Below are 19,417 nucleotides of genomic sequence, written 5' to 3' on the forward strand. Positions count from 1 at the left end.
ATCTATTCCCATTCTATCGTGGCCGGGGGCTTAGAACTAATATCATAAACCACTCTATTAACACCCGGTACCTTGTTTATTATCTCATTTGATGTTTTCTGCAAAAACTCATAAGGCAGATCTACCCAATCGGCAGTCATACCATCTGTACTTTCTACGGCCCGTAAAGCTACACATTTTTCATATGTTCTTTCATCGCCCATTACCCCTACACTATTTACGGGTAAAAGCATGGCTCCGGCCTGCCAAACTTTATCATAAAGCCCCCATTCTCTTAATCCATTGATGAAAATCGCATCAACTTCTTGCAATATGGCCACTTTTTCAGGGGTTATATCGCCCAATATCCTAATGGCCAACCCTGGACCTGGAAATGGATGACGACCTAATCGATCACCACTGATCTTCATACTGGCACCAACCCTTCTAACCTCATCTTTAAATAACATTTTTAGTGGCTCTACCACTTTCAATTTCATATAATCTGGCAATCCCCCAACATTATGATGGCTTTTGATGGTAGCCGAAGGCCCTCCCGTTACAGAAACAGATTCAATGACATCAGGATAAATGGTACCCTGTGCCAGCCATTTCGCATCTTTGACCAAATGTGCCTCATCATCAAAAACATCGATAAAGACCTTACCTATGATCTTTCTTTTCTTTTCGGGATCACTTTCCCCTTTCAATGCACCCAAAAAGCGTGCCGAAGCATCTACCCCTTTTACATTCAATCCCATATTCTGATACTGATCCAGTACCTCTTGGAATTCATTTTTACGCAACAATCCGTTATCAACGAAAATACAATGAAGTTGTTTCCCAACAGCTTTGTTCAACAAAACCGCTGCCACTGTTGAATCAACGCCTCCAGACAATCCTAGGATAACCTTATCTCGTCCTATTTTTTCCTTTAATTCCGAAACGGTCTTTTCAACAAAGGCATCTGGGGTCCATGTTTGCTCCAATCCTGCAATATGAACAAGAAAGTTCTGTAATATAATTTTACCTTGGCTAGTGTGATAGACCTCAGGATGAAATTGTATGGCATAGGTATCTTCCCCTTCAATGCGGAACGCTGCATTTTGAACGTCTACGGTATTGGCCAGTACAACAGCATTTTCAGGTAATTCCTGAATGGTATCACTATGGCTCATCCACACTTGGGAACCACCGATAATACCATAGAAGAATGGCTCATCGCCTTTAATATTGGTCAGCCTTGCCCTCCCATATTCCCTTGTATTGGATGGCTCTACCTTGCCCCCGTTGAAATGGGCCAAATATTGGGCCCCATAACATACCCCCAACAACGGCAACTTTCCTTTGATCCCGGAAAGATCAGGATGGGGTGCATCTTCAGAACGTACTGAAAATGGGGAACCCGAAAGAATGACAGCTTTATAGCTAGACAAGTCTTTAGGCACTTTATTATACGGTTTTATTTCACAGAAAATGTTGAGCTCCCTCACCCTTCTAGCGATGAGTTGTGTATACTGGGAACCAAAATCGAGTATTAGGACGTTATTTTGCATGGGCAAAAATAGTAAAATGGAAATTTTGTGAAAGTATATGGAACGTATATTTATTCAAGAATTAAAAAACTTATAAACAGATTCGGCCTAACAAGTCAAAAAAACCAAGGATAAAAGCAACCTTTACCAAACAAACCGGATAAATATTGGATTTTGTACACATTACTTCGGTATTTCGATGACCAACACCCCCAATTTGGAAAGAAAATTCCTTATCTTTATGTAACAACAAACCTTTTGGCGATACTGCCTTACAAGAGCATATTCTTATGATTTTGAATTGAAATTGCGCGCCGTCCCAGATGCTCTAAAAGGAATTCTGCCAAGTCGAGATGTACATTGATTATTTATAAACATAAACCTAAATAATATGCAGACAGAAGCAGTATATTCAAGCGACCTTAAATTTAATTTAGAGATTTGGAAACGGGAATTGAAATTTCATATGTCCGAATTGGAAATGTTTCAGGAAAAACTGGATGAAATAGCAGGAAGGGAAGATATTGACAAATCGTCATTGGAACTCGAAGGCTTTCAGAACAGGATTTTGATCGAGCGTGATGCAATTGGTAAATTATTGCATCGATGCAGGGCTAAATTAGGAAACCTACATAGTGCCGACCATTATAAGAACATCGACGGTCAACTACAGTATGAAAAACGCTCTTTATATGACGACCTTAAACATTATATAAAGTTACATTACGATTTCAAGGAAGAAATCATGGACTTCTTTTCAAAGTGGCTTTAAGCTAAAACTTCATTTAACGACCTTTCTTTGAAAATGAAAAAGCCTCGACCCTACATCGAGGCTTTTTTAATCAAAATCAAAAACCAACCTAAACACATGAACGAATTGATTGTTAAATTAAATTTTCCAATTCATAGCAATTACATCTATAACAACCATCATTTGAAATACCCTACTTTTTTCCGGAAAAATAAATTTCAACTGAAACAAAATTGCCTTAAAACGTTCAAAAACACTCTTTAAACCCCAAGTATCCAATATTTATAGAGCTATTTACATGCTCTTTTTTTATCTTTATAAGGTCATTATAACCATTAACCATGCAGAGCATTTTTGAAGAAATACTATCGGAACTACAGAATGGCGCCAAGGACCGGGAACATCCCTATCATTATTTCACTATCGCCACCCTAGGGGTAGATAAATTTGCCCGACTCAGATTAGTGGCCCTTAGAAATGTCTCCAACGATTTAAAATTGACTTTTTTTACCGATAAACGCTCTAAAAAAGTCTTGCACATTAAAGAAAACCCAAGAGTCAGCTTGTTGTTTTACCACCCGGAAAAACTTCTTCAATTACGTATCGAGGGGATGGCCACGATTAATTCCGACCAGTTCCAAATTCAAAAAACCTGGGAAACCATCGGTAATGAAGCTAGAAAAGATTATCTGACCACAGAAGCTCCGGGAACTACCATCACCAACCCTGAATCCGTAGAATATTTAAAGGACGGGGATTATTTTTCCATAGTAGATATTGAACCCTTTCGTATTGAGCGATTAAAACTTAATACCGAAGGGCACAGAAAAACCAAATTCAACAAAAAAGGTGATAAATGGACTAGTGAACATTTGGTTCCTTAACCCATCTTCACTCCATCGATTGCAAAATCGCGACAATGTCCTCAATAGTAGTATCTGGATTAATAAAACAAAACCTTGCAACTGTTTCCGGGATTCCATTTATTTTCCATGTGGTAGGTGTCACCAAGGCAAAACCTTCTTTATGGTTCTTATACGTCCATGTTCTATAATCTTCCGGGGACCAACCTTTACGTCTAAACAGTACACAGGATAGACTGGGCTCACGTACCAACTCCAATTCATTATGATCCGTTATAAGTTCCCCGGCCAAGTTTGCCAATTTCATACCTTCTTCCACCGCCCATCTATATTTATCTGTACCATGCATCGCCAAAGAAAACCACAGAGGCAATCCCCTTACGCGTCTTGTTAACTGTATTTGGTAATCTGCAGGATTGAAACCTCTCGCCCCTTCATCCTTGAAAATCTCTAGGTAAGAGCCTTCTTGTGCATGTGCCTCTTTGGCCAATTCGGGATTCTTATAAATTACGGCCCCACAATCATAGGGTGAAAAAAGCCATTTGTGCGGATCTATCGTAATACTATCCGCTTTTTCAATTCCACGGAACAAGTGCCTTACAGAATCTGCAGCTAAAGCACCACCACCATAAGCAGCATCTACATGAAACCATAAATTCTCCTTTGCACAAACTTCTGCCACGCCTTCTAAATCGTCAATAATACCGGCATTTGTAGTACCTCCCGTGGCCACAACCGAAAATAATCGTTTGCGCTGATCTGGATCCAGACCAGCAATTTTTTCTTTTAACATGTCTGCCGTCATTAAATCCTCTGTCTCAACAAGAAGAACATCGGCATCAATGACTTTTGCCATTGCCTTAATAGATGAATGGGCGCCTTCAGAAGTAATGACCAATGCTTTCACATTACGGTTCTCAGGATTTTTTCGCCAATTTTCCCTGGCCGTGACCATTGCGGATAAATTGGCCGCCGTACCACCGCTGGTAAAAACCCCAAATGCCCCTTTTGGTAGTCCAGTAAGGGAAACCAGCCATTTCATGGCCTCATTTTCACAGAAGATACCTCCTGCACCTTCCATCCAATAAGCACCATGGATACTTGAAGCCGAAGTTACCAGGTCGAACATGATAGCCGCCCTGGTAGGAGCTGCCGGCACAAACGCCAAATGCCTTGGGTGATCAATAGGTACGGTAGCTTTCACCAATACATCCTTAAAAAGGCCAAAGGCATTCTCCCCTCCTATACCATCAGCAGTTATGGTCTCACCTACCAATTCACGGAGTTCTTTTTCACTCTTTGGTTTACCCAATTCCGGTGAAGTATGCGTCATTCTATTAATGGCGTATTTCATGACATCCAATGTCATTTCAACCACTTCAATATCTATATTATGCATTAATCTAGTTTTAAATCAACTTATTCAGGGAGTATACAAGTTCCCATCAAACTTTACAATAAACAAGGTATCCCTTTCTTTTCCAAAATTCAGGATACTGTCGAGCACCTTTTCATTACCCGTTACATCCCTTTTTAACATCACTTCTACCCCTTCTACATTCAAAAGCTTTGATATGGGCAAAGAAAAATCATCTTTGGCAAAGACTTCCTTCTCGGGGTTGAGTAATTTGACATTTCCTGCGTAGGTGACATCTGGCAGCATCCATATTCTATCATCGTACTTCTTTTCGAGTACATCATTCAAGGGCTCAAAACCAAAATGTACCGAAGACGGAATCCCCATTACCTTTTCTACCGGTGTCCGCAATACTTGGAAACCGATCACAATAAGAAAAAGGACGAATCCATAAGAAGACCATTTAATGACCGATTTAAATTCTACCGAACGCATAAGCAATACCATAAACGGCAACACCAATGGCAACAACCATCTTTCTTCTACCTTTTGCACGTTTAAAACAACAAAAAAGAGTACTAAAACAGCCAATTGGGTAAGGGCCATTTTAGCCAACCAGTCTAGTTCGGGTCTTCTGAATCGAATCTTTTTCAAAGAAAATGTCAAAATAAAAACCGCCATTAAAGGGGCTATCAATCTTAACAAATTCAAAAGTAAGGAAAACAACGGACCTATTATGAATATGCCTTCACCACTTTCATTCTGTGTTTTTATACTCACACTTTCCCCCAGCTCGGACGCATAACCCCAAGGTCCTAAAAGCCAATAAAAATGAGGTAATGTAAGCGCCAAAACAATGAGAAAGGCCAAAACCATCTTTTTGTTGCTTACCACTTTTCGTAGGGACTCATCAAAAAACAATGTTGCCCCAAGTGCTGCCAAAAAAAGCACATAATTGTACTTGGATAAGATTCCGATACCCACCACCAAACCTAAAAGCGCATAATTTTTCCATGTTTTGTAATGCACCAATTGTTGTAGGACTAAATAAGATACGACCACAGCTCCACATAACAAGGAAGTATGGGAAAGTCTTCTAAAAGTAAAATCAATAAATACAGGAATCAAAACCAACCCAAACACCACCAACTCGCTCTTTTTACTGTCTTTGATAACCTTACGAGCAAATTGCCAGACCAACAATAATATACATGCGAAAATTACCCCTCTAAGTAGTGAAAATGATATTTTATGACTACCGAATATTTGATTTACACCATATTGCAACCAAGTGTACAAGGGCGGTTGATCATCATAGCCCCACCGCAACCATTGTGAATAATAAGCCTGTTCCGCATCTTCGAGCTCCAATGCGGATTTAAAAAAAGTAATACCGGTAATGGCGAAAAACGATAAAAAGGAAAGTATTTCTATTCGATTTATTGAATTCTTTCCCAAGGCCATAAATCTATTCTGCGATTAGTATCACGAATTCCAATTTAAGTGGGTCCAGTGCCTTGAACAACATGGGTATCAACCTTTGGCCAAATTCTAGATACAATTCGGAAAAATTGAGGTTACGTTCTTGTAACGATTGCCCCGGGAACAATTCGTCCTGAAGTTGGGTCATTCGTTCTACATGATCCTTAAGTTTGCGTTTTTGCGCTTTGAGCAAGCGATTTTCCAATACATCCAAACCCTTTAATTGCTTAACTTCCTGTGCTTTAACCGCTCCTAAAAAAGACGCGTCGGTTTTTGAGGCAATATCGTACATAGACTTGAATTGATCCTTCAGAAATTTCTTCTGAGGAGAGAAATCAATATCTATATTTGAGATTTTCCTTATTTTCTTATTGATGAAATGGTTTCGTTTTAAAAACAGGTCGGCAACCGATAAGTTCATCTTATCCAATTTCTGCCGTTGTTTTTCAGTTATGACAATAGCTGAATTTCTGGGCAATAAAATGGGAAAGGTAACTCCCATGGCATCGAATGAAGCCTTTAACTCCAACCAATAGGCCAATTCCCCTCCTCCTCCAATATAACAGAGGTTCGGCAGAATGATTTCCTGGTATAACGGACGTGCAATTACATTGGGCGAAAATCTTTCGGGATATGCTTCCAATTCTTGTAACAACCCTTCCTTACTGAACTTAATATCAGTACTTTTTATATGGAATTCATCCTTTACAGCAACAATACGCTCTCGAATACCATCCTTTATATAAAAATAATTTATTTCCCTTGGATTGACTTGAATACGGTACGAATCTGAAAGCTTTTCCAATTTTGGAATAGTCTCTATCACCTTATGGAAGGAGATATTATCAAAAATGTCCTTTTCAACATAGGGGACCAGTAACCTTTTTAAGCTCTTATCATCCCCATCAACGATTACAAGACCCTGAGAACCAAAAAGTTCATTGGCAAGATATCTTGTGGCCCCTGCAAGGGTGCTATGTCCCAGATAGGCCTTTTTGAAAAGATCTTTCAACTCCTCCGCATTTGTACCACCCCCCAATTCATTGGCGAAGGTATCGTAAATACCCTCAAGTCCTTTGGTATTGAATCGCCCTACAGGTCCGGAAGCATCCCTGTTCCATTGAATTTTTTTATTCCTGAAATTAAAGTAATTGATCTCGTCAAAATCATGGTCCTCGGTAGCCATCCAATAAACCGGCACAAAGTTGAACCTAGGATATTGCTTTTTTAGTGCAATAGTCAAATTAATGGTAGAAATAATCTTATACAGAAAATAAAGTGGCCCGGAAAATAAATTCAATTGGTGCCCGGTCGTAATCGTAAAAGTAATGGGCTCTTTTAACTGTATTAAATTATCCTTGGTTTTCTGGGAAATCGCGACCCCTTCATATTGCCTTTGAAGCGCTTCGAAAAGCACGGTTCGATTTTCCTCTGGATAGTTTCTGGATTTTTCCTCTAATTGGTCCTTGAAATTCCCAACATTCGGATAGCGGTTGAAAAAAGACCTTAGACCTTCCTTGTCCTCAATGTAATCACAAATTAAATCGGAAAAATATCCCGTATCCTTAAAGGGCAAACAATCAATATCCATATAAACATTAAAAAATAGAGGTAAAGATAAAACACTTGTTTTTTCTTGTTCCTAAAAATACGTTAATTACTTCGCCCCTTAAACTACAAAAGCAAGCACATCATAGAATGTTGGGCCTATGTATCGTTTTTATCATTAAATTAAACCCGAACAAACCTTAATACCGAACATGAAGCGACTTCTACTTCTATTAACTACCGCCCTTACCCTAAGTTTATCAGCCCAAGATATAAAATCCCCTTCCGAGTTTTTGGGATATGAACTGGGCACCCATTTCACTCGGCACCACGAGGTTGTTGATTATTATCAATATCTGGCAAAGAATGCTCCAGACCAGGTTTTACTTCAAGAATATGGCAAAACCAATGAGCGCAGGCCTTTATTAATAGCTACGGTCTCCACACCTTCAAATATCAGGAACATTGAAGCGATACGAACCGAACACCTTAAAAGCACAACCGAAGCAGGTAATTCACCCATAGCTATTGTTTGGCTAAGCTATAATGTGCATGGTAATGAGAGCGTAAGTACAGAGGCTTCTATGCAAACCATATATGATTTATTGACCCAAAAAAAAGAGTACCTTGAGAACACTGTAGTATTGATCGATCCTTGTATTAATCCGGATGGTCGGGATCGTTATGTAAACTGGTACAACCAGTATAAAAACACCCCGAACAATATTGACCCCAATAGCAAGGAACACCATGAAGGTTGGTGGAGCGGTCGTAGCAACCATTATATGTTCGACCTTAATAGGGATTGGGCCTGGCTTACCCAAGTTGAAAGCCAATATCGAATAAAAGTTTACAATGAATGGCTGCCCCACGTTCATGTAGATTTTCACGAACAGGGCGTTGATAGCCCGTACTATTTTGCTCCGGCCGCAGAACCGTATCATGAAGTTATCACACCATTTCAGAGAGCATTCCAAGCCACCATCGGTAAAAACCATGCAAAATATTTTGATACCAACGGCTGGTTCTATTTTACAAAGGAAGTTTTTGATCTACTTTATCCCAGTTATGGGGACACCTACCCTATGTACACCGGAAGTATAGGAATGACTTATGAACAAGGAGGTAGCGGAAGGGCCGGATTAGGGATAGTAACCGGAATCGGCGACACCCTTACCTTGAAAGATAGAATTGCACACCATAAGGTCACCGGCTTATCAACGGTTGAAGTCGCTTCAAAAAACGCAATAGAATTGAACAAAGAGTTCGAGAAGTTTTATGCTAACAAAAATTACACCTACAAAAGCTATGTTTTAGACGGCGACCCTGATCGCATTTTTGCACTTACGAAATTGTTGGATATGCATGAAATAGCATATGGCCAGGTTAAACCAACCAGCCTTAAAGGGTTTAAATACAGTACCGGTAAAACCGGAACTATAAAATTATCGAAAACCAATCTGGTAATCAATATTGACCAGCCAAAGAGTACCTTGGTAAAAGTTCTCTTTGAACCTATGACAAAACTCAGCGATTCGGTCACTTATGACATTACCGCATGGTCCTTACCTTATGCATATGGTTTAGATGCCATAGCTTCCCAAAACTTGATAACCAAAGAGCCATATGTTAGGGAAAAAGTTACAAAACCAAGCCTACCTCCTAGTGCTTATGCTTATTTGACCGAATGGAACAGCTTTAAAGATGCTAAATTTTTAGCTGGGCTATTAAAGAACAAAATCAAAGTAAGGTATTCTACCAAGCCATTTTCCATTGAAGGAAAAACCTACCCAAGAGGAAGTTTGATCATAACCAAAGGTGATAACCAAAACCTTAAGTCATTTTTAAAGAACTTAAAGAAAATCTCCGACAAACACGAAATTTCACTACACCCTGTTGCATCAGGCTTGGTAGATTCAGGTAAGGATTTCGGTTCTAATCACGTACAAATGATCAAAGAGCCCAAGATTGCCATGCTATCGGGAAAACCAACATCAACCCTTAAATTCGGTGAAATCTGGTATTTCTTTGAACAACAACTAAACTACCCTCTAACCGTCATAGATTCGGATTATCTTAATCGAATTGACCTTTCGTCTTACGATATTTTAATTCTACCAAGTGGATCTGGTTATATTGATTTTATGGATATCGCCTTTAAAGAAGAGCTGAATGATTGGGTACTCAATGGAGGGAAACTGATTGCAATGGGCGGTGCGATCAAAGGACTTTTGGGTGAAAATGGTTTTGCCATCGAATCCAAGGCAGTTCCTATAGATTCCACACTAAACCTAGAGGTATTTGACGAAACACAAAGGGAATCCATTAAAAACAATATTACAGGAGCTATATTCAAAACGAAAGTCGACAATACCCATCCACTGGCTTATGGATATAAGGATACCTACTTCACTTTAAAAAACGGATCGGACGCTTATGAATATTTAAGTAAAGGTTCAGTTGTTTATCTTGAAGACGGACAAAATATACCTGTTGCGGGTTTTGCAGGAAGTGAAGCCCAAAAGAAAATAGCCAATACTTTAATATTCGGGGTTGAATCCCATGGATCGGGCCAAGTCATTTATATGGTAGACGACCCCTTGTTCAGAGGCTTCTGGGAAAATGGAAAACTTTTATTCGCGAACGCCTTGTTTATGGTGAATTAATCCACGAATAAAGTGATACAATAAATAACACAAATTGCCGAAACCCCAAGAATCAATGTTCCTAAGGTCAATGTTTTATTGCCTTCTTTAACATCCATACCGGTCAATTGTGTAAAGACCCAAAAGAAGCTGTCATTGGCATGGGACACTACCAAAGAACCGGCCCCAATTGCCAAAACAGTCATGGTTGTCATCATTGTACTTTCCAAACCTAAAGCGGGCATTATAGGAGCAATAATCGAAGCTGTGGTAATTAAAGCAACCGTGGAAGAACCCTGGGTGGTTTTTAAACAAGCGGCCAACAAAAAGGGTAAAAATATACCGATACTCAAATCGGAGAAATTTTCAGTGATCAATTCGGCAATGCCCGAACTTTGTAACATATTTCCAAAAATTCCGCCAGCGCCGGTTATTAAAAGTATTGGGGCGGCCGATTTTACGGCATCCCCGAACCAACCACTTGCTGCATATACTTTTTCATCAAGTTTTTTAGGCAACAGCAAGGAAAGGCCTACCCCAATCAAAAGGGCAATAACAGGGGTTCCCAGAAAAGAAATCGCAGTATAAAATATATTCGTTGCCAAACGAGTTCCCGGATATTCAAAGACCGATTTCAAGATAATCAAAACTATAGGTACCAGAATCGACAACAACGATACCCAAAGCTTAGGACGGTAATCTCTTTCTTTAACAGCTTCCAATACAATCGGGATTTTCGTCTTAGAGGCCATCTTGGTTGCAAAAAAATAGCTAGGTACAAGCGAAATAGAACTTACTATGATTCCCCACAAAATAACATTGCCCAAATCGGCCTTTAAAATTCCTGCTGCAGCAATAGGTCCTGGAGTCGGAGGCACCATTACATGGGTCGCGAAAAGCCCCAGACCCAAAGCAACTGAGGTTCCGGCATATGATGTTTTTGCTTGGTCGGACAATGCTTTGTTCAAGGAATTCAACATAATAAATGCACTATCGGCAAAAACGGGAATTGATACCAAATAACCTGTTAACAACATCGCCAAGTGAATCGATTTTTCCCCAATGACCTTAATCATCTTCACGGCAATCACCATAGCACCCCCGGATTTTTCCAAAACCGTTCCTATGACCACACCAAAAAATATGATCAAGCCTATTTTACCCATTAAGCCCCCAAAACCATCATTGATGGCACTTAATATTTGGGGGATTTCCATTCCGGTGATAAAACCATATGATATGGCAGCAATAAGGAGCACAAAAAATGGATGGATTTTCCATTTTACGATTCCCAATACAATAAATACCAAGGAAAGTAATAAGGCGAAGATATACAACATGGAATGCGGCCGGGCTTTGGTTATATGTATTCCTAAAAATAAGGAATATATTGCCTTTACCCTAAATCCTTATCAATTTAAGACAGGACCAACCTATATATTCCGTAATCTTTAATTATGAAACCGGCTCGCCGTAAAGGTCAAAATCAGCAGCTTCTATAATCTTTATAGTTGCAAATTCCCCTTGCTTCAAATAAAATTTGGATGCATCGATAAGCACTTCATTATCTACATCGGGCGAATCGAATTCCGTTCTGCCCACAAAATAATTGCCTTCTTTTCGATCTATGATACATGGGAAGGTATTCCCTATTTTTTCTTGGTTCAGCTCCCAAGAAATCTGCGATTGTATTTCCATGATCTCATTGGCACGCTCCTGCTTAACTTCTTCAGGAACGTTATCCTCCAAGTTATAAGCATGGGTGTTTTCCTCATGACTATAGGTAAAACAACCCAAACGTTCAAAACGCATGGCCTTTACCCAATTTTTCAATGTTTGGAAATCTTCTTCCGTTTCACCTGGATAACCAACGATCAATGTAGTTCTAATGGCCATATTCGGTACATATTGCCTAAAATCAGCAATCAACTTTGTGGTTTTTTCCTGATTGGTACCGCGACGCATACTCTTCAAAATACTATCAGAGATATGTTGCAGGGGTATATCTAAATAATTGCAGACCTTCGGCTCTTTGTTCATGACATCCAACACATCCATCGGAAAACCGGTAGGAAATGCATAATGTAATCGAATCCATTCTATGCCTTCGATTTTTACCAATTCTTGGAGTAATTCGGCCAAATTTCTTTTTTTATAGATATCCAACCCATAATAGGTTAGGTCCTGGGCAATCAGAATCAATTCTTTAACACCCTTGGCTGCCAATTTACCCGCTTCAATGATCAAATCCTCAATGGGCTTACTTTTGTGTTTTCCACGCATTAACGGAATGGCACAAAACGAACATGGCCTGTCACAACCTTCGGCAATTTTAAGATAAGCGTAATTCTTTGGGGTCGTTGTTAACCTTTCACCAATCAACTCATGCTTGTAATCCGCACCAAGGGCCTTTAACAAATTCGGCAATTCACTAGTACCGAAATAGGCGTCAACATCAGGAATCTCTTTCTGTAGATCTGGCTTATAACGTTCACTTAAACAACCGGTCACAAAGACCTTATCAACTTCACCAGCCTCTTTCTTTTGAACATAATCCAAAATGGTATTCACACTTTCTTCCTTGGCATTATCAATAAAACCACAGGTATTTATAACGACCACATTGCCTTCCTCTTCGTGAACGACCTCTTTATCATTGGCCTTCAATTGCCCCATGAGTATTTCGGAATCGTACACGTTTTTAGAGCAACCTAAAGTTACCACGTTGATTTTGTTCTTCTTAAGTGATTTTGTTCGCATAGCTTTTTAATGGGCTGCAAAAATACAACTTGACATAGGAACTATTACGATTAAAGACGATTTCTTGATTTTTTTCGTTAAACCTTAGACGGATTTTGTCATCAAACCTAATATCATAAGACCAATGAAACAACTTTCATTTACTTTTCTCACCATCTTCATCACCCTGATCATGGGATGTAGCAATGATTCGGATAAAACCGACACTGAAATCATCGAAGAGGAACCTATCGGAATGTATTTTCCCCCATTAGAGGGTATCACTTGGGAAACGGTAACATCTTCCCAATTAGATTGGAATACAGAAAATGAGGATGCATTGAATGCCTATCTGGAAGAAACCAACACCAAAGGGTTCATTGTTTTAAAAAACGGCCGAATAGTTTTTGAAAAGTATTTTAACGGTCATGATCAAAATGCAGAATGGACATGGTATTCAGCCGCCAAAAGCTTAACGGCAACGTTTGTCGGTATTGCCCAAGACGAGGGAATATTGGACATCAACAACAAAACATCAGATTATTTGGGCGATAACTGGAGCCAATTAAGTATTGATAAGCAAGATTTGATAACCGTGAAGCATCATCTTACGATGACAACGGGACTTACCCCACACTTAGGGGACTACGTTCCTTGGGTATGTAAACTGCCTACCTGTTTGGAATATACAGCAGATGCTGGTACGATTTGGGCCTATCACCAAGGAGCTTATATGCTTCTACAAGATATGATATCGCAAAGTACCGGAGTCTCATTTCAAGAATATTGTAAAACCAAAATCTCGGATAAAATCGGAATGGAAGGTAATTGGACAAGTAGCTTAGGACTGAACATTTATAACAGTAACACCCGTAGCATGGCTAGATTTGGACTCCTTATGCTGAACGAAGGAATTTGGGATAGTACAGCGATAGTAAGTAAATCCTATTTTGATGCGATGACGAACACTTCACAGGACATTAATAAATCTTACGGTTATCTATGGTGGCTAAATGGAAAAGAAAATTATGTAGGCACCACATCTACAACCAGTAACTCAGGCCCTCTTGTACCCAACGCGCCAGATGACATGTTTGCCGCCCTAGGAGCCAATGACCAGAAAATCTATGTTGTTCCCAGCAAGGACCTGGTAATCGTAAGATGCGGGGAAAGCGCAGGAGAAATGCAATTGGGTCCGTCTAGTTTTGACAATACCTTATGGGAAAAAATAAATGCAGTCATCAACTAGATCTGTCCCTTCAAAAAGGGGCTAAATGAACAGGAGATACACCGCAAAAATCAATATAGGCAATATTACCAATAAGGAAATCGTAACAACATTTATCCTGAATTTCCTTATTGTCGCTTTATCAAAACTTTTAAGGTTTATGGGATTGGGATATTTGGTTAAATAATATTTTTTCAAATACATACTGATTCCCAATACAATGACCAGAAACCCTATTATCAAATACCACCTGTAAGGCCAAAGACTAAAACTCATTTTGAAACTGAAAAGCGAGTAAAATAAATACAAGGACAAATTGACCAAATAAAAAAAGAAAACCGTGAAACATGATACCAATTTGTAAATAGCGGTACCTATATGTTTTTTATGAACAATGGATTTTTTCTGTAACCCTTCGAGTACGTAAAAACTTAAAAATAAATTATCCATGATTATTTGTTTTTCGAATTTGGCTGATTCTTGATCAAACGGGCCTTCCATTTTGCAATATTGTCTTCATTCATTCGAACAAATTCATCCTTACCCTGAAGATTAGCAAGTTCCAATGATTTTTGGGCCGAGGAAATTGCAGAACTATAATCTTCCATGGCCGCCTCCACCAATGATTTAACCCTATTGAAATAATATGTATCACCTCCTATTTCGATGGCTTTATCTAAATACTCCAATGCCTCCTTATACCTTATCCCCTGTTCTTGGTAATACCGGGCAGCTTCATAATATGTTTGTGCTGAAGGATTGGCTTTCAATTCGCTTTCAATTTGCCCTTGCATAAAACTATGGGTATCTACCTGAATGGGAATCCGTATTTGGGTATGGGCCCAATGCCAGGTCATTTGCAAGGAATTATGGTCAATACTATCAAAACTGATTAAAAAATTCTCCTGAAATTCCTTTGAAGAATTTGGCTTTACCTGCACGCGTAGTGCATCTTCAGCAGGATTATAATTATCCCTACCATCACCCCAATGGGTTATGTTTTTGTGAAATACGACTTCCCAATTGTTTGCTTCAGGGAAAGCATAAAGTGCATATGTCCCTTTTTCCAGGACACTATCGTTCACCATTACATTACTGCTAAAAGTGATTTTGGTTGATTCATTGGCACCTACGCGCCATATTCGACCATATGGGACCAATTCGCCGAATATTTTCCTACCCCGAACGGCGGGCCTTGAATATTCTACCTGTATATTCGTAAGTCCGACATCTTGACTTATTGATGCATAAGGACTTGCTTTAGGATGATTTATCTGCGCGGATAATTCCCCAAAAATCAAAACTGCAACAATCAAGAGAAGTCCTCTAGCCATTAAATGCTGAAAAAGGAATCTACAAACTCAAATTTATTGAATACCTGAAGATCTTCGATACCTTCCCCTACTCCTATATATTTAACAGGAATCTGAAACTGATCGGATATTCCGATAACCACACCACCCTTGGCCGTACCGTCCAATTTGGTAACCGCTAGGGAAGTTACCTCGGTGGCCTTGGTGAACTGTTTAGCCTGTTCAAAGGCATTCTGTCCCGTAGACCCATCCAATACCAGTAATACGTCATGGGGCGTATCTTCGACCACTTTTTGCATTACCCGCTTTACCTTGGTAAGCTCATTCATTAAATTTACCTTGTTGTGCAATCTTCCGGCTGTATCTATGATCACAACATCCGCATCTTGCGTAACAGCAGAACTCAATGTATCAAAAGCTACAGAAGCAGGGTCGCTTCCCATTTTTTGTTTTACTATCGGCACATCTACCCGATCTGCCCAAACCTGTAATTGATCTATTGCGGCTGCCCTAAAGGTATCCGCAGCACCAAGGACCACTTTGAGTCCTTGTTTTTTAAATTGATAGGCCAATTTTCCGATAGTCGTGGTCTTGCCCACACCATTAACACCTACCACCATAATTACATATGGCTTTTTATCTTTTGGAATACTATAATCAGTCTCCTCACCAACATGGGTCTCAGATAGTAAACCTGCAATTTCCTCACGTAAAATCATATTCAACTCATCGGTACCCATATATTTATCTTTGGCCACCCGTGCTTCGATACGATCAATGATCTTCAATGTAGTGTCGACACCCACGTCTGATGAAACCAATACCTCTTCAAGATTGTCGAGAACATCGTCATCGACTTTTGCTTTTCCGGCAACGGCTTTACTTAATTTAGAGAAAAAAGAGGTTTTGGTCTTTTCCAATCCTTTGTCCAAGGACTCTTTTTTTTGTGAGGAAAAAATCTTTTTGAATAAACTCATAATACCTGAACAATTTTCACCAAAGATATAAAATAAAAAAGCTCCTTTCTTTCAAAAGGAGCCTTTACAAATTGAATAAAACAATTCGTTATTTTTTTGCAAGCCATTCGTTAACAACTTCAGGAGCCATAACAGACTCTTGGAATACGTATGCCCCACTTTTTGGAGACTTAACCATTTTAATTGCCTTGGTTAATCTTTTTGAACTTGTTTGTAAACTTGCTACTGTCTTCTTTGCCATGACCTTATACGTTATTTGACATTTTCATCGAAACGATGATGTCCTAATTACTTAATTTCTTTATGAACAGTCATTCTCTTGAGGATAGGATTGAATTTTTTGATTTCCATCCTCTCAGGAGTGTTCTTTTTGTTTTTCGTGGTAATATACCTAGAAGTTCCTGGTTGTCCAGACTCTTTATGCTCTGTACATTCCAAAATAACCTGAACTCTATTTCCTTTTTTTGCCATTGTAATCTATGTTTTTAGGATTATTTTACAAACCCTTGTGCTTTAGCCTCTTTTAAAACAGCAGAAATGCCTTTCTTATTAATGGTTTTCAACGCTTTGGCAGAAACCTTAAGCGTTACCCATTTATCTTCCTCTGGAATATAAAAGCGCTTTTTAGAAAGATTTACATTAAATCTTCTTCTGGTTTTATTGATGGAAAACGATACGTTGTTACCGAACATCGCTCTCTTTCCCGTAATTTCACATACTTTTGACATTGCGCTTAATTTTTCATTTTAAACAGGCTGCAAATTTATATCATTTTTATGTGACGGACAAAATTATGGTTCAGATTTTTACAATTTCTTTTTGAAGTAACTCAAACGCCTTATTTACAGCCTTTTGGACAATCCTAAAACGTTGTTTCCCAAACATAAACTTATTAACTATCACCTCTTTTGGGGTAGCAACAGCGATAAATACCGTTCCTACCTCTGCATCTGAATCCCCTTTAGTGGGTCCGGCATTCCCGGTTGTCGCCACGGCAAAATCACTTTTCAACAATGATTTCACATTCACGGCCATTGCCGTTGCTACTTCGGCACTGACAACTGAATGTTCTTTGATCAATTTTTCTTGCACCTTGAGTACATTTACCTTTACATCTGTAGCATAACTTACAACCGTACCTTTATAATAAGCCGAAGCACCCGGTATGGCCGTAATCTGTTCTGCGATTCTCCCCCCGGTACAACTTTCCGCAGTGGCCAAGGTCATATTTTTGGCCGTAAACAATTTTGCGACCCGCTCCTCCAGGGTTTCTTCATCTTCGGTACCATATAATATGTCACCGATCAAGGGCTGTAATTTTTCAATTTCCAACTCAATGGCATCAAGCAAGATTTGCTTATCCTTACCTTTCGCACTTAATCGCAACCTGACCTTTCCTAAATTAGGTAAATAAGCCAATTTAATAAACGGTGGCAGCTGATCTTCCCAATCTTCGATTCTTTCCGCCAATGCACTTTCCCCCAAACCATAAGTGACCAATGTCCTATGGATAATGTACGGTCTTTTGAATTCCTTGATTATCTTGGGGATTACGGCATCTACGATCAAAGCCTTCATTTCAAAAGGCACCCCTGGCAACGACACGAAGGCAACCCCGTCTTTCTTAACCCACATTCCCGGGGCCGTACCATTTGCATTATGCAAAACGGTAGCCTTGGATGGGACCATCGCTTGTTGTCTGTTCACTTCGGATATCGGTGTGGATATGATGCTAGCAAACAGATGCTCTACGTGTTTTAACACTGATTTGTCCTGAACTAATACATCATCGAAAAAATCACAAAAGGTATGTTTGGTTATATCATCCTTGGTTGGACCCAATCCTCCAGTTACTATTACGATTTGGGCCCTGGATTTTGCCTCAGTAAGGGCATTAAGTATGTGTTGCCTGTCATCCTGTACAGAGGTAATCTGATAAACCGATACCCCTATTTTATTCAACTCCTTCGCAATGAATGCGGAATTGGTATCAACGATCTGACCAATTAGGATCTCATCGCCAATAGTGATAATTTCTGCGAACATTACAGATTAAAATCATTTTTAAGTTCTGCGACAACTTGGTAAATATCCTTTTTCAATAAAGGAAATACACTTCGAATCTCGCTCATATTGGCAGAATTTTTCCCTAAGGTCTCTATTTGAAGGGCAACAGCCCTTGTTTGCTCCATTCCCAAAAGATCTACGTTGGGCTTTATTTTATGCGCGAGTTGATACACCTGATGATGATTTTGCTCGTCCAAGGCTTTTTCAAGTCCCTCAAGATCCTGGGGAACCTCTTCCAAGAAGACGGATATAACAGAATTGATGAAATCCTCATCCCCTTCAGCCATTTCATTTATTTTATCAAGATTGTATATCATTATTTAATTTTTAAAGTAAAAAGTTCTTGTCCCTCCAACTTGCCCGAAAGGTAATCATTTGTAGCAATCTGACCAACACCCGCTGGAGTGCCCGTAAATATTACATCACCTTTTTTCAAGGTAAAGTATTTTGAGACATAGGCAATTAGCTCATCTATCTTCCAGAGCATTAGACCGGTATTACCGTCCTGTACAACCTCTCCATTCTGTTCAAGGGTAAAATTGAGATTTTCCAGATTTTTGAAATTTGACTTCGGGAGCCATTTACCAATGACTGCCGACCCATCAAAACCTTTTGCCTTTTCCCATGGCAATCCTTTTTCCTTCAATTGGGATTGAAGGTCCCTTGCCGTAAAATCTATCCCCAATCCTATTTCATCGTAATATTTATGGGCAAAATCCTCACTAATATGCTTACCAACCTTACAGATCTTCACCAAGACCTCAACTTCATAATGAACATTATTCGTAAAATCGGGAATGTAAAAATCTTGCTCCTTTGGCAATACGGCAGAGTCTGGTTTAATGAACACTACTGGATCAGTAGGACGCTCATTCTTTAACTCCTCTATATGTGCGGCATAATTCCTACCTATACATACTATCTTCATATGTT

The 19,417-nt window shown here is 39.3% G+C and carries 19 protein-coding genes; 5 read left to right on the top strand and 14 right to left on the bottom strand.

Annotation, left to right across the window (positions count from 1 at the left end; translation table 11 throughout):
- Positions 1-2: 2 nt before the first annotated feature.
- On the bottom strand, positions 3-1,535 hold the full coding sequence (gene guaA / locus GJ691_RS15520) for a glutamine-hydrolyzing GMP synthase (RefSeq protein ID WP_154368486.1): 1,533 nt from the start codon (positions 1,533-1,535) through the stop codon (positions 3-5).
- Positions 1,536-1,905: 370 nt separating this feature from the next.
- Here guaA and GJ691_RS15525 point away from each other — a divergent pair, with 370 nt between their 5' ends.
- Complete coding sequence (locus GJ691_RS15525) at positions 1,906-2,286, top strand: hypothetical protein (RefSeq protein WP_154368488.1); 381 nt, start codon at positions 1,906-1,908, stop codon at positions 2,284-2,286.
- A 320-nt stretch (positions 2,287-2,606) separates the two neighbouring features.
- Entirely contained in the window at positions 2,607-3,149 is a 543-nt protein-coding gene (locus tag GJ691_RS15530) for a pyridoxamine 5'-phosphate oxidase family protein (protein ID WP_154368490.1), read from the top strand.
- Between the two features lie 7 nt (positions 3,150-3,156).
- Here GJ691_RS15530 and GJ691_RS15535 read toward each other — a convergent pair whose 3' ends face one another.
- The 3 genes from GJ691_RS15535 to bshC are packed head-to-tail and all read right to left on the bottom strand — an operon-like array spanning position 3,157 to position 7,558.
- Positions 3,157-4,527 (bottom strand): pyridoxal phosphate-dependent decarboxylase family protein, encoded by a 1,371-nt coding sequence (locus tag GJ691_RS15535; protein WP_154368492.1) that lies wholly within the window; start codon positions 4,525-4,527, stop codon positions 3,157-3,159.
- 24 nt (positions 4,528-4,551) lie between these two features.
- The gene (locus GJ691_RS15540) at positions 4,552-5,949 is read right to left on the bottom strand and encodes an ArnT family glycosyltransferase (RefSeq protein WP_154368494.1); all 1,398 of its coding nucleotides are present in this window, start codon (positions 5,947-5,949) and stop codon (positions 4,552-4,554) included.
- Positions 5,950-5,953: 4 nt separating this feature from the next.
- On the bottom strand, positions 5,954-7,558 hold the full coding sequence (gene bshC, locus GJ691_RS15545; RefSeq protein WP_154368496.1) for a bacillithiol biosynthesis cysteine-adding enzyme BshC: 1,605 nt from the start codon (positions 7,556-7,558) through the stop codon (positions 5,954-5,956).
- 169 nt (positions 7,559-7,727) lie between these two features.
- Here bshC and GJ691_RS15550 point away from each other — a divergent pair, with 169 nt between their 5' ends.
- Entirely contained in the window at positions 7,728-10,181 is a 2,454-nt protein-coding gene (locus GJ691_RS15550) for a M14 family metallopeptidase (RefSeq protein WP_154368498.1), read from the top strand.
- Here the strand turns inward: GJ691_RS15550 and GJ691_RS15555 are convergent.
- Both GJ691_RS15555 and rimO read right to left on the bottom strand, forming a co-directional pair.
- The gene (locus GJ691_RS15555) at positions 10,178-11,500 is read right to left on the bottom strand and encodes a GntP family permease (RefSeq protein ID WP_154368500.1); all 1,323 of its coding nucleotides are present in this window, start codon (positions 11,498-11,500) and stop codon (positions 10,178-10,180) included. The genes GJ691_RS15550 and GJ691_RS15555 overlap by 4 nt on opposite strands.
- 115 nt (positions 11,501-11,615) lie before the next feature.
- The gene (rimO, locus tag GJ691_RS15560; RefSeq protein WP_154368502.1) at positions 11,616-12,920 is read right to left on the bottom strand and encodes a 30S ribosomal protein S12 methylthiotransferase RimO; all 1,305 of its coding nucleotides are present in this window, start codon (positions 12,918-12,920) and stop codon (positions 11,616-11,618) included.
- A 124-nt stretch (positions 12,921-13,044) separates the two neighbouring features.
- On the opposite strand from rimO, the gene GJ691_RS15565 reads away from it, so the two are divergent.
- Together GJ691_RS15565 and GJ691_RS19580 are read left to right on the top strand one after the other, a co-directional pair.
- Positions 13,045-14,148, top strand: coding sequence for a serine hydrolase domain-containing protein (locus GJ691_RS15565; protein WP_154368504.1), 1,104 nt, complete (start codon positions 13,045-13,047; stop codon positions 14,146-14,148).
- 25 nt (positions 14,149-14,173) lie between these two features.
- Positions 14,174-14,314: a hypothetical protein gene (locus GJ691_RS19580; RefSeq protein WP_179955140.1), complete on the top strand. Its 141-nt coding sequence runs from the start codon at positions 14,174-14,176 to the stop codon at positions 14,312-14,314.
- Positions 14,315-14,579: 265 nt separating this feature from the next.
- On the opposite strand, the gene GJ691_RS15575 is transcribed toward GJ691_RS19580, so the two are convergent.
- From GJ691_RS15575 to GJ691_RS15610, 8 genes are all read right to left on the bottom strand, one after another.
- Positions 14,580-15,461 (bottom strand): DUF2911 domain-containing protein, encoded by an 882-nt coding sequence (locus GJ691_RS15575; protein WP_154368508.1) that lies wholly within the window; start codon positions 15,459-15,461, stop codon positions 14,580-14,582.
- A complete protein-coding gene (ftsY, locus tag GJ691_RS15580; protein ID WP_154368510.1) occupies positions 15,461-16,417 on the bottom strand; it encodes a signal recognition particle-docking protein FtsY in 957 nt (318 codons plus the stop codon). Before ftsY ends, GJ691_RS15575 begins: the two co-directional genes overlap by 1 nt.
- Before the next feature lie 88 nt (positions 16,418-16,505).
- Complete coding sequence (locus GJ691_RS15585; RefSeq protein WP_154368512.1) at positions 16,506-16,658, bottom strand: DUF4295 domain-containing protein; 153 nt, start codon at positions 16,656-16,658, stop codon at positions 16,506-16,508.
- A 47-nt stretch (positions 16,659-16,705) separates the two neighbouring features.
- The gene (gene rpmG / locus GJ691_RS15590) at positions 16,706-16,888 is read right to left on the bottom strand and encodes a 50S ribosomal protein L33 (protein WP_154368514.1); all 183 of its coding nucleotides are present in this window, start codon (positions 16,886-16,888) and stop codon (positions 16,706-16,708) included.
- Positions 16,889-16,908: 20 nt separating this feature from the next.
- On the bottom strand, positions 16,909-17,145 hold the full coding sequence (gene rpmB, locus GJ691_RS15595; RefSeq protein ID WP_154368516.1) for a 50S ribosomal protein L28: 237 nt from the start codon (positions 17,143-17,145) through the stop codon (positions 16,909-16,911).
- Positions 17,146-17,215: 70 nt separating this feature from the next.
- Complete coding sequence (locus tag GJ691_RS15600; RefSeq protein ID WP_154368518.1) at positions 17,216-18,463, bottom strand: competence/damage-inducible protein A; 1,248 nt, start codon at positions 18,461-18,463, stop codon at positions 17,216-17,218.
- On the bottom strand, positions 18,463-18,801 hold the full coding sequence (locus GJ691_RS15605) for an Hpt domain-containing protein (RefSeq protein ID WP_154368520.1): 339 nt from the start codon (positions 18,799-18,801) through the stop codon (positions 18,463-18,465). The genes GJ691_RS15600 and GJ691_RS15605 overlap by 1 nt, the downstream gene beginning before the upstream one ends.
- Complete coding sequence (locus GJ691_RS15610; protein ID WP_154368522.1) at positions 18,801-19,412, bottom strand: fumarylacetoacetate hydrolase family protein; 612 nt, start codon at positions 19,410-19,412, stop codon at positions 18,801-18,803. Before GJ691_RS15610 ends, GJ691_RS15605 begins: the two co-directional genes overlap by 1 nt.
- Between the last annotated feature and the right edge of the window lie 5 nt (positions 19,413-19,417).

This window comes from Maribacter luteus (assembly GCF_009674825.1).
GTDB lineage: Bacteria > Bacteroidota > Bacteroidia > Flavobacteriales > Flavobacteriaceae > Maribacter_A > Maribacter_A luteus.

Bases quoted from the DNA above. Each gene is read 5' to 3' on its own strand.
- GJ691_RS15565 (WP_154368504.1), top strand. From the start codon at position 13,045: ATGAAACAACTTTCATTTACTTTTCTCACCATCTTCATCACCCTGATC.
- GJ691_RS15550 (WP_154368498.1), top strand. From the start codon at position 7,728: ATGAAGCGACTTCTACTTCTATTAACTACCGCCCTTACCCTAAGTTTA.
- rimO (WP_154368502.1), bottom strand. From the start codon at position 12,920: ATGCGAACAAAATCACTTAAGAAGAACAAAATCAACGTGGTAACTTTA.
- rpmG (WP_154368514.1), bottom strand. From the start codon at position 16,888: ATGGCAAAAAAAGGAAATAGAGTTCAGGTTATTTTGGAATGTACAGAG.
- GJ691_RS15525 (WP_154368488.1), top strand. From the start codon at position 1,906: ATGCAGACAGAAGCAGTATATTCAAGCGACCTTAAATTTAATTTAGAG.
- GJ691_RS15540 (WP_154368494.1), bottom strand. From the start codon at position 5,949: ATGGCCTTGGGAAAGAATTCAATAAATCGAATAGAAATACTTTCCTTT.
- guaA (WP_154368486.1), bottom strand. From the start codon at position 1,535: ATGCAAAATAACGTCCTAATACTCGATTTTGGTTCCCAGTATACACAA.
- GJ691_RS15605 (WP_154368520.1), bottom strand. From the start codon at position 18,801: ATGATATACAATCTTGATAAAATAAATGAAATGGCTGAAGGGGATGAG.
- ftsY (WP_154368510.1), bottom strand. From the start codon at position 16,417: ATGAGTTTATTCAAAAAGATTTTTTCCTCACAAAAAAAAGAGTCCTTG.
- GJ691_RS15585 (WP_154368512.1), bottom strand. From the start codon at position 16,658: ATGGCAAAGAAGACAGTAGCAAGTTTACAAACAAGTTCAAAAAGATTA.
- GJ691_RS15530 (WP_154368490.1), top strand. From the start codon at position 2,607: ATGCAGAGCATTTTTGAAGAAATACTATCGGAACTACAGAATGGCGCC.
- GJ691_RS15600 (WP_154368518.1), bottom strand. From the start codon at position 18,463: ATGTTCGCAGAAATTATCACTATTGGCGATGAGATCCTAATTGGTCAG.
- GJ691_RS15555 (WP_154368500.1), bottom strand. From the start codon at position 11,500: ATGTTGTATATCTTCGCCTTATTACTTTCCTTGGTATTTATTGTATTG.
- GJ691_RS15610 (WP_154368522.1), bottom strand. From the start codon at position 19,412: ATGAAGATAGTATGTATAGGTAGGAATTATGCCGCACATATAGAGGAG.
- GJ691_RS15575 (WP_154368508.1), bottom strand. From the start codon at position 15,461: ATGGCTAGAGGACTTCTCTTGATTGTTGCAGTTTTGATTTTTGGGGAA.
- rpmB (WP_154368516.1), bottom strand. From the start codon at position 17,145: ATGTCAAAAGTATGTGAAATTACGGGAAAGAGAGCGATGTTCGGTAAC.
- GJ691_RS15535 (WP_154368492.1), bottom strand. From the start codon at position 4,527: ATGCATAATATAGATATTGAAGTGGTTGAAATGACATTGGATGTCATG.
- bshC (WP_154368496.1), bottom strand. From the start codon at position 7,558: ATGGATATTGATTGTTTGCCCTTTAAGGATACGGGATATTTTTCCGAT.
- GJ691_RS19580 (WP_179955140.1), top strand. From the start codon at position 14,174: ATGAACAGGAGATACACCGCAAAAATCAATATAGGCAATATTACCAAT.